The 13,554-nt window shown below is 63.3% G+C and carries 13 protein-coding genes; 8 read left to right on the top strand and 5 right to left on the bottom strand.

Annotated features, from left to right (window positions below):
* Window positions 1-665 precede the first annotated feature (665 nt).
* The 6 genes from ABTZ43_RS05160 to ABTZ43_RS05135 all read left to right on the top strand — a co-directional run bounded on the left by ABTZ43_RS05160 (window position 666) and on the right by ABTZ43_RS05135 (window position 8,644).
* Window positions 666-2,234: a type I restriction-modification system subunit M gene (locus tag ABTZ43_RS05160; protein WP_350538054.1), complete on the top strand. Its 1,569-nt coding sequence runs from the start codon at window positions 666-668 to the stop codon at window positions 2,232-2,234.
* Window positions 2,231-3,400, top strand: a complete 1,170-nt coding sequence (locus tag ABTZ43_RS05155) for a restriction endonuclease subunit S (protein WP_350538053.1) — start codon at window positions 2,231-2,233, stop codon at window positions 3,398-3,400. Before ABTZ43_RS05160 ends, ABTZ43_RS05155 begins: the two co-directional genes overlap by 4 nt.
* The gene (locus tag ABTZ43_RS05150) at window positions 3,397-6,501 is read left to right on the top strand and encodes a type I restriction endonuclease subunit R (RefSeq protein ID WP_350538052.1); all 3,105 of its coding nucleotides are present in this window, start codon (window positions 3,397-3,399) and stop codon (window positions 6,499-6,501) included. The genes ABTZ43_RS05155 and ABTZ43_RS05150 overlap by 4 nt, the downstream gene beginning before the upstream one ends.
* 331 nt (window positions 6,502-6,832) lie before the next feature.
* Window positions 6,833-7,834 carry an SDR family NAD(P)-dependent oxidoreductase gene (locus ABTZ43_RS05145; RefSeq protein WP_350538051.1) on the top strand — a complete coding sequence of 334 codons (1,002 nt, stop codon included), beginning with the start codon at window positions 6,833-6,835 and terminating at the stop codon, window positions 7,832-7,834.
* 85 nt (window positions 7,835-7,919) lie between these two features.
* Window positions 7,920-8,231 carry a hypothetical protein gene (locus tag ABTZ43_RS05140; protein ID WP_350538050.1) on the top strand — a complete coding sequence of 104 codons (312 nt, stop codon included), beginning with the start codon at window positions 7,920-7,922 and terminating at the stop codon, window positions 8,229-8,231.
* Window positions 8,232-8,263: 32 nt separating this feature from the next.
* On the top strand, window positions 8,264-8,644 hold the full coding sequence (locus ABTZ43_RS05135) for a hypothetical protein (protein ID WP_350538049.1): 381 nt from the start codon (window positions 8,264-8,266) through the stop codon (window positions 8,642-8,644).
* 59 nt (window positions 8,645-8,703) lie between these two features.
* On the opposite strand, the gene ABTZ43_RS05130 is transcribed toward ABTZ43_RS05135, so the two are convergent.
* From ABTZ43_RS05130 to ABTZ43_RS05120, 3 genes are all read right to left on the bottom strand, one after another.
* Window positions 8,704-9,513 (bottom strand): GIY-YIG nuclease family protein, encoded by an 810-nt coding sequence (locus tag ABTZ43_RS05130; protein ID WP_350538048.1) that lies wholly within the window; start codon window positions 9,511-9,513, stop codon window positions 8,704-8,706.
* Window positions 9,514-9,526: 13 nt separating this feature from the next.
* A complete protein-coding gene (locus ABTZ43_RS05125; protein WP_350538047.1) occupies window positions 9,527-9,991 on the bottom strand; it encodes a hypothetical protein in 465 nt (154 codons plus the stop codon).
* Between the two features lie 73 nt (window positions 9,992-10,064).
* Entirely contained in the window at window positions 10,065-10,634 is a 570-nt protein-coding gene (locus ABTZ43_RS05120; protein ID WP_350538046.1) for a TetR/AcrR family transcriptional regulator, read from the bottom strand.
* Window positions 10,635-10,923: 289 nt separating this feature from the next.
* Between ABTZ43_RS05120 and ABTZ43_RS05115 the strand changes: the two genes are divergently transcribed.
* Window positions 10,924-11,124 (top strand): glycine zipper domain-containing protein, encoded by a 201-nt coding sequence (locus ABTZ43_RS05115; protein ID WP_350538045.1) that lies wholly within the window; start codon window positions 10,924-10,926, stop codon window positions 11,122-11,124.
* A 417-nt stretch (window positions 11,125-11,541) separates the two neighbouring features.
* On the opposite strand, the gene ABTZ43_RS05110 is transcribed toward ABTZ43_RS05115, so the two are convergent.
* Both ABTZ43_RS05110 and ABTZ43_RS05105 read right to left on the bottom strand, forming a co-directional pair.
* On the bottom strand, window positions 11,542-12,099 hold the full coding sequence (locus tag ABTZ43_RS05110; protein WP_350538044.1) for a dihydrofolate reductase family protein: 558 nt from the start codon (window positions 12,097-12,099) through the stop codon (window positions 11,542-11,544).
* Window positions 12,100-12,196: 97 nt separating this feature from the next.
* Window positions 12,197-12,403 carry a hypothetical protein gene (locus ABTZ43_RS05105; protein ID WP_149421800.1) on the bottom strand — a complete coding sequence of 69 codons (207 nt, stop codon included), beginning with the start codon at window positions 12,401-12,403 and terminating at the stop codon, window positions 12,197-12,199.
* Between the two features lie 175 nt (window positions 12,404-12,578).
* On the opposite strand from ABTZ43_RS05105, the gene ABTZ43_RS05100 reads away from it, so the two are divergent.
* Entirely contained in the window at window positions 12,579-13,547 is a 969-nt protein-coding gene (locus tag ABTZ43_RS05100) for a G5 domain-containing protein (protein ID WP_350538043.1), read from the top strand.
* Window positions 13,548-13,554 lie beyond the last annotated feature (7 nt).

Here is a 13,554-nt window from a genome sequence, read left to right as displayed (position 1 = left end):
TCTCTCGGAGTCTTGTCGCGCTTCAGTTCGATGACGTGCACCGTCGCGCTGTCATCGAGTGCGAGAAGGTCGATGAAGCCCCCATGGGCGGTGGGGATCTGCCGCCCGATGACCAGGAGCGGCTCACCGAGAATGGACGGGTCCGACTCGATGTACGCCTCCAGCTGGGCTTCCAGACCGATCGGCGTCGTGACAATCCGGCTCAATTTGCCGCCCTCTGCGCGCCACAGTCCCATTTCAACGCCCACGTTGAAGCCTCCCGAATCTGGCGCGTTCCAGAGTAGAGACGCGTCTTCAAGTCATCGTATGGGTACCGACAAAGGCCGTTCGCGCTCGAGACCGCCGTGGCGTCGCCGCCAACACCAAGTCCGACCCGAACGCCCGCCCACCACGGAGCCGCGGCGGTATGAGATCGCGCCGACGGGGACAACCACCGCGGCGCATGCGCTGGATGTGAGCGGCACGCCGGGCAAGTTGGTGGCGGGAGTGAGGATGATCAACGCGACGTTAGTGCTGCCGGCGAACATTCCCAAGTAAGCGCGCAGCCTCGACGAAATCACCGACGCCCCCGCTGAGGCGCTCCCGTCCTGTGTCGGCATCGACCGATAGCTTGGGTGTGAGCGTGACTATACAAATCGCGCCACGCTGCGCAGGAGACGAACACCATGGCACCGACCACCAAAGAAGGCCAGCGAGCCGAGCTGCACAAAACGATCTGGCGGATCGCGAACGATCTGCGTGGATCCGTAGACGGCTGGGACTTCAAGTCGTACGTGCTTGGGATGCTCTTCTACCGATTCATCTCCGAGAACCTGACGGCATACCTCAACAAGGGCGAGCACGAGGCGGGTGACGCTGAGTTCGACTACACGCAGCTCCCGGACGCCGCAGCCGAGTTCGGTCGCGCAGAGACCGTGGCCGAGAAGGGCTTTTACATCGTCCCGTCGGAGCTCTTCGCGAATGTCCGCGCTCGTGCGGCTTCGGATGAGAACCTCAACGAGACTCTGGAGCGGGTCTTCAAGAACATCGAGGGTTCGGCTCTCGGCACGGATAGCGAAGACGACGTCAAGGGGCTCTTCGACGACCTCGACGTCAACAGCAACAAACTCGGTGCGACGGTACCCAAGCGCAACAGGACGCTGGTCAAGCTGCTGGATGCCATCGGTGATCTCCCGCTCGGAGATCTGCAGGACAACTCGATCGACCTGTTCGGCGACGCGTACGAGTACCTCATGCAGATGTACGCGGCCAATGCCGGGAAGTCTGGTGGCGAGTACTACACGCCGCAGGAAGTCTCTGAGCTGCTGGCACGCATCACGGTTCTCGGCAAGACCTCGGTGAACAAGGTCTACGACCCTGCTGCCGGTTCCGGATCGCTGCTGCTGAAGTTCGCAAAGGTGCTTGGCAAGGAGAACGTCCGCGAGGGCTTCTACGGTCAGGAGATCAATCTGACGACGTACAACCTCGCGCGGATCAACATGTTCCTCCACGACATCAACTACGCCGATTTCAGCCTCGCTCACGGCGACACCCTTATCGACCCGGCTCACTGGGACGATGAGCCGTTCGAGGCGATCGTGTCCAATCCTCCGTACTCGATCAAGTGGGATGGTGACGCAAACCCGCTCCTGATCAACGACGAACGGTATGCGCCGGCCGGTGTGCTCGCACCGAAGTCGAAGGCCGACCTCGCTTTCACGATGCACATCCTCAGCTGGCTCGCTGTGAACGGCACCGCTGCCATTGTCGAGTTTCCAGGTGTGCTGTACCGCGGGGGCGCGGAAGCGAAGATTCGCAAGTACCTCATCGACAACAACTACGTCGACGCCGTCATCCAGCTGCCGCCGGACCTCTTCTACGGCACGACTATCGCGACTTGCATCATCGTGCTCAAGAAGTCCAAGACGGACAACTCCGTCTTGTTTATCGACGCCTCGGCCGAGTTCACGCGCGTCGGCAACAAGAACAAGCTGACGCCTGACCACCAGCGGAACGTCCTGAAGACCCTCGAAGGCCGTGTCGAGGAGGTGCACTACTCCGCGCTGGCCGCCAACGCGGACATTGCTGCCAACGGCTACAACATCGCCGTGTCCTCGTACGTTGAGATTGAAGACACCCGCGAGGTCATAGATATAACAGCACTTAACGCTGAGGTCGCGCAGATCGTGGCGCGTCAGGCGGAACTCCGAATCGCGATTGAAGCGTTCGTCACCGATGTGGAGGCTTCGAGGTGAGTCGCTTCGACGAGCTTGTTGCAGAGCTTTGCCCTACTGGGGTGCCGCTAAAAGCGTTGGGTGAAATCGGGTCGATTGTGCGCGGAAAGCGGTTTGTTAAGGCAGACATGATTGACGCTGGCGTCCCCTGCATTCACTACGGCGAGATTTACACCAAATATGGAGTCGCCGCAACGGATAGCTTTTCCTTTGTTTCGCATGAACGCGCGAGGTCGCTGCGCTTTGCAGTGCCGGGAGATGTGATTCTGGCATCCGCCGGCGAGACAATTAAAGATATAGGCAAGTCTGTCGCTTGGCTCGGCGCATCCCCGATTGCCATTCACGATGCTTGCTATGCGTTCTCTAGCCCATTGAACCCAAAGTTCGTTTCATATTTCTTCGCATCACGAGCGTTTCGTGATCAGATTCGGCAACAGATTTCATCGTCGAAAATATCGTCGATCTCCACGCAGGCTATTTCGCGAGCGCGAATACCCGTCCCGCCTCGAGCGATTCAACATGAGATCGTGAGAGTGCTGGATCAGTTCACACAGCTAGACGCGGAGCTGGAAGCGGAGCTGGAGGCCCGGCGGCTACAGTATGCCCATTTCCGGGACCAGCTCGTATCCAAACAATCGTTCGCGCAAGCTCAGTGGCGACCCCTGTCAGCAGTGACCAGTATACGCACGGGGATGAAACCAGCGACTACTTCTGGACACGGTGAGTTTGCATACATCAACGCTGGAAACGAGCCCTCGGGATACCTCGATAGTTTCAACAGAGAAGGCGGCACCGTGACAATCCCGTCGCGAGGTCAGGGCAGTGCCGGACACGTGAGTTTCCAGTCGGATCGCTTTTGGTGTGGCCCCCTCTGCTATGAGGTTCGAAGTCAGAGCTCCGGCCTTATGGATAGGTTCCTCTATCATTTTCTTCGCAACATCCAGGATGAATTAGTGCTGTTGCGCAAAGTAGGTAGCATCCCTGCGGTAAATAAGGGGGACCTTGGCAAGGTTCTTGTCCCCATCGCTAAAATTGAAGATCAGCGACACATTGTGGAGATCCTCGACCACTTCGACACCCTCGTGAATGACCGCAGCATCGGACTCCCTGCAGAGCTCGCCGCCCGCCGCAAGCAGTACGAGTACTACCGTGACAAGCTCTTGACCTTCGAGCAGGATTCGGCATGAGCGACGCACCCGCGCGCAAGTACGATCTGATCGCCGTCTCTGCCGAGAGCACGGTCGTCGCCGAGTACGTCGCCGACTGCGATCAGGCAACGGCGTACCAATCGGAAGCAGACCTCGAGCGTGAGATGATCCGCCTGCTGCAGTCGCAGGCGTACGAGTACCTCCCGATTACGACCGAAGCGCAGCTCATCGGGAATCTCCGAACCCAGCTGGAGTCTTTGAACGGCATCACCTTCACCGCCTCGGAGTGGGACGACTTCTTAAAGAGCAAGGTCGCGAGCCAGAACGACGGCATCGCCGAGAAGACGCTCCGCGTCCAGGAGGATCACGTCCAGATCCTGACGCGCGACGATGGCTCGACGAAGAACGTGATGCTCATCGACAAGAAGAACATTCACAACAACCGTCTGCAGGTCATCAACCAGTACGAGATCGGACAGAACGAGGGTGGAGCGAAGCGCGCCAACCGCTACGACGTGACCGTGCTCGTCAACGGCCTTCCGATGGTTCACATCGAGCTCAAACGCCGCGGCGTCGACATTCGCGAGGCCTTCAACCAGATCAACCGTTACCAGCGCAATAGTTTCTGGGCTGGTAGCGGACTGTTCGAGTACGTTCAGCTCTTCGTGATCAGCAACGGCACGCTGACGAAGTACTACTCCAACACCACTCGCAACCGTCACATCGACGAGGGCAAGAAGAGCTCGGGAAGCAGGAAGAAGACCAGCAACAGCTTCGAGTTCACGTCGTGGTGGGCGGACGCACAGAATCGGCCGATTCAGGAGCTCACCGCCTTCCTGAAGACCTTCTTCGCGAAGCACGTGCTGCTGAACGTCCTCACGAAGTACTGCGTGCTCACCGTTGACCGCGACCTGCTGGTCATGCGCCCCTACCAGATCGTCGCTACCGAGCGGATCCTGCAGCGCATTGACATCGCCACCAACTACAAGCGCCTCGGCACGGTCGAAGCCGGCGGCTACGTGTGGCACACGACTGGTTCGGGCAAGACGCTCACGTCCTTCAAAACAGCGCAGCTCGCATCGAAGCTTGCCAGCGTCGACAAGGTTCTGTTCGTCGTCGACCGCAAGGATCTCGACTACCAGACGATGCGCGAGTACGACCGCTTTGAGAAGGGAGCCGCGAACTCAAACGCGTCGACCGCGGTCCTGAAGAAGCAGCTCGAGGATTCGAACGCCCGCATCATCATCACAACGATCCAGAAGCTGTCGAACTTCATTCGCGCCAACAAGGGCCACGAGATCTACTCGGGTCACGTCGTGATCATCTTCGACGAGTGTCACCGGTCGCAGTTCGGCGACATGCACACCGACATCACCCGGGCTTTCAAGCGCTACAACCTCTTCGGGTTCACCGGCACGCCGATCTTCGCCGCGAACTCCGGGACGGGTGGCAACCCCCAGCTCAAGACCACCGAGCAGGCGTTCGGTGACAAGCTGCACACCTACACGATCGTCGACGCGATCACGGACAAGAACGTCCTGCCATTCCGGATCGATTACATCAACACCGTCAAGATCGGCGACCCCGACGACAAGCAAGTGTCATCCATCGATACTGAGAAGGCACTACTCGACTCACGGCGCATCAGCGAGATCGTCAAGTACACGCTTGAGCACTTCGATCAGAAGACCAAGCGTGCTTCGAGCTACGAACACTCCGTCGTCACGAACGTCGCTGAGTCGGTCCGCACCGGTCGACGTGCTGAGGCGTTACGAGAAAAGAAGCGTGTCCGCGGCTTCAACGCAATCTTTGCGACGGCATCGATCGAGGCAGCCCGCCGTTACTACAACCATTTCCAGATTCAGCAGCAGGACCTGACGCCGGATCGCCGCCTGAAGGTCGGCGTTATCTTCTCCTACGGCGCCAACGACGCGCCGAACGAGGACATCCTCGACGATGAAGCGTTCGACACCGATTCGCTCTCAACCGACAACCGTGAGTTCTTGGAAGATGCCATCCAGGACTATAACGACGTGTTCGGGACAAGCTACGACACGAGTGCCGACAAGTTCCAGAACTACTACAAGGACCTGTCGCAGCGGATGAAGAACCGCGAGATCGACCTGGTCATCGTCGTCAACATGTTCCTGACCGGCTTCGACGCCACGACGCTCAACACGCTGTTCGTCGACAAGAACCTCCGGTCGCACGGCCTCATCCAGGCGTACTCGCGCACTAACCGCATCTTGAACTCCGTCAAGACCTACGGCAACATCGTCTCGTTCCGGAACCTCGAGGATGCGACGAACGCCGCCCTCGAGCTGTTCGGCAACAAGGATGCCCGCGGAGTCGTTCTCCTCAAGCCGTATCAGGACTACTACGGCGACTACGTCGAGAAGGTCACGGAGCTCCTGAAGCGCTTCCCGCTCGGCGCCCAGATCATCGGTGAGTCCGCACAGAAGGACTTCATTGCGCTGTTCGGCGCCATCCTGCGGCTCCAGAATATCCTCACCTCCTTCGATGATTTCGCCGGTCAGGATCCGCTGACCGAGCGCCAGGCGCAGGACTATCGCAGCTGGTATCTCGACTTCTACGCCGAATTCCGCAAGGACCGCGACTCGGACAAAGAGCTCATCAATGACGACGTCGTGTTCGAGATCGAGCTGATCAAACAGGTCGAGATCAATGTCGACTACATCCTGATGCTTGTCGAGAAGTACCGGGCCGGCTTTGGAGATGGCGAGGACAAGGAGATACGCGCAGAGATCACCCGAGCGGTCGACGCCAGCCCGAGCCTGCGCAGCAAGCGCGACCTTGTAGAGGACTTCGTTGACTCGGTCTCTGTGACCGGCGCCGTCGACGAACAGTGGAAGGCGTTCGTGACGGCGAAGCGCGACACCGAGCTTGAAACACTGATCACCGATCAGAAGCTCCGCCCCGATGAAACGCGTGCGTTCATCGAGGCAGCGTTTCGCGATGGCCAGCTCCGGACGACAGGGACCGCGATTACGAAGATCCTTCCGCCGGTATCACGCTTCGCTGCGGACGGCGGGCATGGTGAGAATAAGCGGACTTCCATTGAGGCGCTTGCGCGCTTCTTCGACCGATTCCTCGGAATGGGCTCGGGGAGAGACTCGTGAGGTCTAGCGATCGCGTGGGTGCCTCCTCCCCCGGACGCCCGTCCACGGCGCGGCCGGGCAGGTAGATTGGCGATCGCTAATCGACCGGGTCCTCCGCGATCTCCGCATCCGCAATCTGCCGCATGCTCGCGAGGTACTCCGCGATCTCCGCCTCCGGCACGGTGAACTCGACGCCCAAAATCTCTGCAGCGCCCGTGCGACCGCAGGACCGCGTCGGCGCACACCCCCGCTTCCACCCGAGCCCCGCGACAAGCACTTCTGCGCAGCCAGACGTATACTCAAACATAAGTAGACGCACCGTTGCGAAACCCAAGCCTCAAGGAGCACCCCCATGGCCCTCACCGCACACTCCACCATCGGCGACTGGCTGAACGACCCGATCGGCGGACCACTCATCCGCACACTCTTCGAGCAGACGGGCGCCGACCCCGAGCTCCTCACCCCCGTGCTCGGCCTGCCGCTGCAGCAGCTCGTCGCGATGAGCCAGGGCGCACTGCCGCAGTCGGTCGTCGACGACCTCGTGCGCGCAGCCAACAACGGCGAGATCCCCGATGCCACAGAAGAGAACGGCTGGACCGAGAAGCCCACTGCCGGACGTTTCGCCGGCAAGACCGTGATCGTCACGGGCGCAGCATCCGGAATCGGCAAGGCCACGGCATCCCGCATCGCCCGTGAAGGCGGACGCGTCATCGCCTCCGATATCGCCGCCGACAAACTCGACGCCCTGAAGGCCGAGCTGCCGGATGCCGACATCACCACCGTCGCCGGCGACCTCACGAAGCAGGACGCGATCGACGCCGTCATCGCCGCCGCGGGCGACCGCATCGACGCTCTTGCGAACGTCGCCGGCATCAACGACGACTTCTCCCCCGCGGGCGAGACGACGGATGCCGTCTGGGACCGCGTCATCGCCATCAACCTCACCGCCCCGTTCAAGCTCATGCGCGCAGTGCTGCCGATCATGGAGAAGGCCGGACGCGGCTCGATCCTCAACGTCTCGAGCGAAGCGGGTCTGCGCGGCAACTCGTCGGGCAACGCCTACACGGCCAGCAAGCACGGCATCATCGGCGTCACGAAGTCCGCGGCGTTCATGTACGGACCGAAGGGCATCCGCGTGAACTCCGTCGCTCCGGGCGGCGTCGCCACCGGCATCCCGATGCCTCCGAACATGTCGGAGTACGGCTCCGGGCGCCTGGCCCCGTTCCAGCAGGCGATCCCGACGGTCGCGACCGCCGAGCACCTCGCCGCATCGATCACGTTCCTGCTCTCGGACGACGCCGTGAACATCAACGGTGCCGTGCTGGCATCGGATGGCGGATGGTCGGTGCAGTAAGCACCCCGATGACAACGCCCCTGCCGACCCGAACGGCAGGGGCGTTCTCTTTCCCCGTCGGCGGACCCGATGACAGACTGACCCCATGCCCGAACGTCCCGAGATCGTCTGCATCTGCGGCTCCATGCGATTCGCCGAGAACATGCGAATCATGAGCCAGTCGTTGACCCTCGCGGGCATCATCGTGCTCATGCCCACCGAGATCGACCGCCCGATCACCGACGAGCAGAAGGCTACGCTCGGCGAGCTGCACCTGCGCAAGATCGACCTGGCCGATCGGGTCATGGTGGCCAACCGAGGCGAGGACTACGGCGAATCGACGCTCCGAGAGATCGCCTACGCAGAAGCCGCCGGCAAGCCCGTGACCTTCTTCGGCCCCGCCTGGGGCCGGCAATAGTCCTCACATCTCCCCCGCCTACAGTGGCACGCATGAAGAAGCTCCCCGCGCTCGCGACACTGGCCGTCGGCATCCTGCTGCTCTCCGGATGCTCTCAGGCGTCGACCATCGCGGCGTGCGGTCAGGTCGCGGCCCAGGCCGTGCAGGTGAGCGGTGTGATCGAGAGCTTCAGTTCGCCGACCCCCGAGGCCGCGCAGGCAGCTCTCACCGAGGTGAAGACGGTCGCCGAGAAGATCCGCGGCATCGACGGTCCCGCCGAGTTCGTCACGCTCCGCGACTCGTGGGCGACGAGCATCGATGCGTTCGCCGCCGAGGGCGAGAAGGCGATCGCCGGTGACGTCAGTGGCGTGGATGCCGCATCCACCCAGCTGCGCACCGCGACCGACGCGATCGTCGCCTACTGCACGCCGTAAGCGCCCGTCGCTAGGCCGCGATCCCCCGCAGCAGCCGCGTCACGGTCTCATCGACACGCTCAGTTGCGGTTCAATCCCCAGCGTCGTGAGTCAAGAGCTCGCTTGTAATGCTCCTCGGCCTCGTTGACGTCGCGCTCGGGCGTCGCCGGATCGAAGACTCGAAGAACCGAGTATCGGAAGGTCGACGGATCTAGATTCCGTAGCTCGACATTTCCGCCGTGCCCATTCGTTGCGTAGATCGCCCAACGCTGACGAATGCTCTCCGCCCCATCGGCTTTGCCGACATAGTGACGACCGTCGCGCGTATCGGTGATCAGGTAGATCCCCTTCACCGACGCCAGTGCGGTGCGCCACGACTCATACCGGTGGTCACGCATAACCGCCTGAAGTTGGGGATGATCGAGAACCAGGCCATCGAACCCGGGGAACGGAATCGGCTTGGCATCGGCAATTTCCAGGACAGGGTACGGAGCGGCTGTCACGCCGTTGATCCACCAGGCGCGGGGCGATTTCCAGCCGATGACGAGTCTGTTTCGCAGGTCGTCCATCTGCTCCGACACTGCCAGAATGAATGCCCTCTGCCTGCCGTCATTCCAGGCCTCACCCTGGTTCTCGACGACCGCCCAGAACCGAGCACGCCCTCCGTCTTCACGGATGAAGACGATCCAGTACCTCGGGGGTGTGACGGGAAAGACCCGTTGCGTCGCGCTCTGCCGACTCGTGTAATGGAGGATCTCGTCGTCGGTTGAATCGGCGTGGATGCCCTGGAGCCCACTGTCCTCATGCTCCCGCACATAGGCATGGCGAATCACCATCGCCTCGTCGGGCCGGATGTCGGCGCTTCGGAGAACCCAGTCCAGCGAGAGCATCAGAGAAGATCGATCACTGCTTCGCGAGGCGAACCGTCATCGTCGTGCCGAGAGCCGTGAGCTCATACGAAAGCTCGCCGTCGGCATAGGTGAAGGTCTTCGTGTCGTCGCTCGACGCCATGAGGGCGTTGTCGGTCTTGGTCGTGTCGTTCACGGAATCCCAGGTGAATGAGGTCGACCCGTCCGCCGGGATCTCGACGTTTCCGGCCCAGTAGATCGCCTGCATGTCAGGGCTGTTCCAGAAGACCTCGATGGTCTGTCCGGTGATCGTGGCCGACTGGAAGCTATCTTCTGCTCCGGAGTTGGTTTGCTTCCACTCACCGGTCAGATCGACCGGCTCAGGTGCCTCTTCTACTTCTTCGACCTGCTCGGTCGGAGCCGACGTCGAGTCGACCGTGGTGTCAGCAACCGGGGCGCTGCAGGAGGTCAGAAGGAAGACAGCAGCGAGAGCCGTCGCGAGGCGCAGTGGAGTTTTCATCGGCCTAAACGTATCGGCCGACTTGGTCTCTCCGTGGCGCCGTTACCGCTTCGCAACGCGTAGCCCGAACTGACTAGGCCGCGATCCCCCGCAGCAGCCGCGTCACGGTCTCGTCGACGCGCTCCGCGCTCAGCGGCTGACCGATCAGGGCGGCGTACGACGCCATGGCGATGAGCTGGTCGGCGATGGCGTCGGCATCCACATCGGCGCGGATCTCGCCCGCCGACTGACCGCGTGCGATCCGCTCCGCGACCCACGAGCGGATCGGCGCCGCAAGCCGCTCGTTCAACGCGAGTCCGAGCTCGTGGTCAGTCGCGGTGACCGCGATCAGCGCCCGGGCGAGCGCCACCCCCTCGGGCCGCTCCATGCCGGCGGACATCGCCGAGAACCACGCATGCAGGTCGACGCGGATGTCGTCGCTCATCGCGACCACGGGGTCGGCGCCGGGCAGGTCTCCCTCGAGCAGCGCCTCGCCGAGGATCGCCGCCTTCGACGGCCACCAGCGGTAGATCGTCTGCTTCGCGACTCCGGCCGTCTCGGCCAGCCCCTCGATCGTCACGACCTCGTAGGTGCCGGCCACGACGGTAGCGCGCATCGCCTCGAGCACGGACCGGCGTGCGGCTTCACTACGAGGACGGGGCATGAGAACAGGCTATCGAGGCGGGCATGCCGATCGATCCGCCACGGCCGACGTCGCCTGGCTCGCCCGACGAGCGAGTGGGCGCGTTGACCCATGTACCCCTTCATCCCCAGCGGAACCGACCTCGCCACCTGAGACACCTGCCGGCCGATCAACAGGGCAGCTTCCTTCGCGGTCACCCACTCCTTCGGCTCAGGCATCCGTCGTTGCCACTCTCCGCCTCACCGCGGCTCGAGGCGTATCCGTCTTGCGGGGGATGCGTCTGCTCTGCATCGTGCGTACCGTTCTGGGCATGACCGAACCAGATGAGAGCTCGAAGAAGAAGCCCGGTCTCGGTATCGCCCTCGGGATGGCGCTCGGAATTCCGATCGGCGCGGGGGCAGGAATGCTGCTGTTCGACAACATCGGCTTGGGTGTCGCCTTGGGCATCGCGCTGGGTGTGGCGTTCGGCGCGGCGTTCAAGTCCACGGGGCGGTCCGGGAAGTCAGAGTAGGTCACGATCGGTTCTGTTCGTCTCGGTTCTCTCCCTGCTCGGTGACGCCGGGGCGGAAGGTGCGGGGCGGCTGCCTCGTGAGCAGCACGATCTCGCCGTACCCGAAACCGCTGCGCTCTGCGATCCGCTGGGCGCTCTGACGGGTCCCGTGCTTCTGCGCGTAGATGTGCCAGACCTCGACGCGCTCGGCTCAAGAGATCGAGCCGGCGGGACCTCGAAGTTCGTCGCTCGGGGGTGCTCGCCGAAGCGATCCGCGACCGCGTAGAACATCGCCTGCTCGTCGTCGGTCGGGGTGTGCACGGCCCAGCGGCGCGGGCGCACGTGCGGGGAGAACCCCGAGCTCGGGATGGTGGTCGAGATCAGTTGATCGCTGCGCGAGATTGGCGCATTCGTCTCAGACGAAAACGTCGGCCTCGCTCAACGGACGACGTAGTGGTGGGCGACCGCACCCGACGCGAACTCCCGCCGATCGACCAGGCGCAGGGTCAGCCGCTCACTCAGCCCGTCGAGCAGCCGCGGCCCGTGCCCGGCGACGAGCGGATGCACCACGAAGGTGTACTCGTCGATCAGGCCGAGCTCGGCCAGGGCCAACGGCAGCGTCACCCCGCCGACGGACAGTCCCCGCCCCGGCTGCTCCTTCAACCGCCGGACGGCCTCGCCCAGATCACGGGTGACGAGTTCGGCGTTCCAGTCGACGGAGGGCAGCGTGCTCGAGACGACGTGCTTCGGCATCCGATCGAGGGCGTCGGCGAACGGCACCTCCCACTCGTCCATCCAGTCGGGCCACACCCCGGATGCCGGGCGGCGCCAGGCCGACTGCATCATCTCGTACGTGGTTCGGCCGTAGACGACGGCATCCGCTCGCTGCATGTCAGCGACCCAGAAGCCCATCAACTCCTCATCGGGGGCGACCCCCGCCTCATGATGGACGCACCCGTCGAGCGTGACGTTGATGGAATAGCGCAGTGGTCTCATCTCGCCGATGTCCTTTCGATGCGGGCGTGCGCGGGTGGTGCGGGATGAGGATCAGAGTACTGCTGTGGCTGAGCGGGCGCGCCACCAGCCCCGGGGCCTAGGTCGAAGTGTTGCGCTTCCAATCCGGGCGGACCTTCCAGGCCACGAAGGCGCTTGCCGCGAAGACCGCGCCCAGCACCGACGGGATCCACGGTTGCAGCATCGAATCCGGATCGGTGATGCTCGGCACCAACAGGATCAGCGCGGCCCCGGACACGACCATGGGGATGAAGGATCCGAGGAACCAACCGACAGAACGCTTCACTTCCGACCTCCGATGCGGCGATGCAGGAGGCACCGATGGTAGCAGCGGGGGCTGATTCACGATTCATCACGTTTCAGATTCGGCTGTTGTCGGGTGCGCCGTCGTACCGATATACAGGCAGTGGCGCTCTGGGGAACGCCGGCGATTCGTCGCCTCATCGTCGAGGGGAACACTCATGTCACAGCCTCCTGCCGCCTGGCATCCGGATCCGGAGAATCCGCATCAGCTGCGCTGGTGGGACGGCCAGAAGTGGACCGGCGCGACGGCGCCGTCACCGGCCGCCGCCGCGACGACACAGTTCAGCACGGCCGCAGCTCCCGTAGCTCCCGAGGCATCCGCGCCGAGCACGCGTCGCACCGGATGGCGCACGGCGGGGATCATCGTCGGCGCACTCGTCGTCGGCGGGCTCCTCGCCAGGCTGTCGCCGATCGCGATCCTCCTCGTCGCGACCGCGGTGATCGCGGTGGGTCTGGTCGTGCTGTTCTCACGCCCGCTGCCCGCCCTCGGACTTCGATCGCGGCCTTCCGGCCTGCTGGCCCTCGGCCTGGCCGCACTTCTCTTCACCGGCGGCGGCCTCGCGAACGCGAGCCCGAACAGCGGTGGCACGGTCACTGCGGGCGGCGGATCAGCGTCATCCGAGCCGCAGAGCGTCGCCGCGGTGCCGAGCTCGACGCCCACGCCCACCCCGATTCCGACCACGTTCGAGACGGTGACCGAAGAGGTCCCCGTGCCGTTCGAGGCCACGACCGTCGACGACCCGCAGCGCGACCAGGGCACGACTGCTCTGGTCACCGCCGGCGCGAACGGCGTGAAGATCATCACGTATCGAGTGACGCTGGTCGACGGCGTGGAGGTCTCGCGCGAGGCCATCGGCGAAGCGATCTCCGTGGCGCCTGTCGCGGAGGTCACGGCGATCGGGAGCAAGGCGCCCGCGCCCGTTGCACCCGCGGCTCCGGTGCCGCTCGTGCAGGCAGGCGGTGGATGCGATCCGAACTATGCCGGAGCCTGCGTGCCGATCGACAGCGACGTCGACTGCGCAGGCGGCAGCGGGAACGGACCGTCATACGTGCAGGGTCCGGTGCAAGTTGTCGGCAACGACATCTACGACCTCGACCGCGACGGCGACGGGATCGCCTGCGACTAGCGGCGCG

Source organism: Microbacterium sp. NPDC097977, assembly GCF_040302605.1.
GTDB lineage: Bacteria > Actinomycetota > Actinomycetes > Actinomycetales > Microbacteriaceae > Microbacterium.
This window is presented reverse-complemented; position numbering and strand designations above follow the sequence as displayed.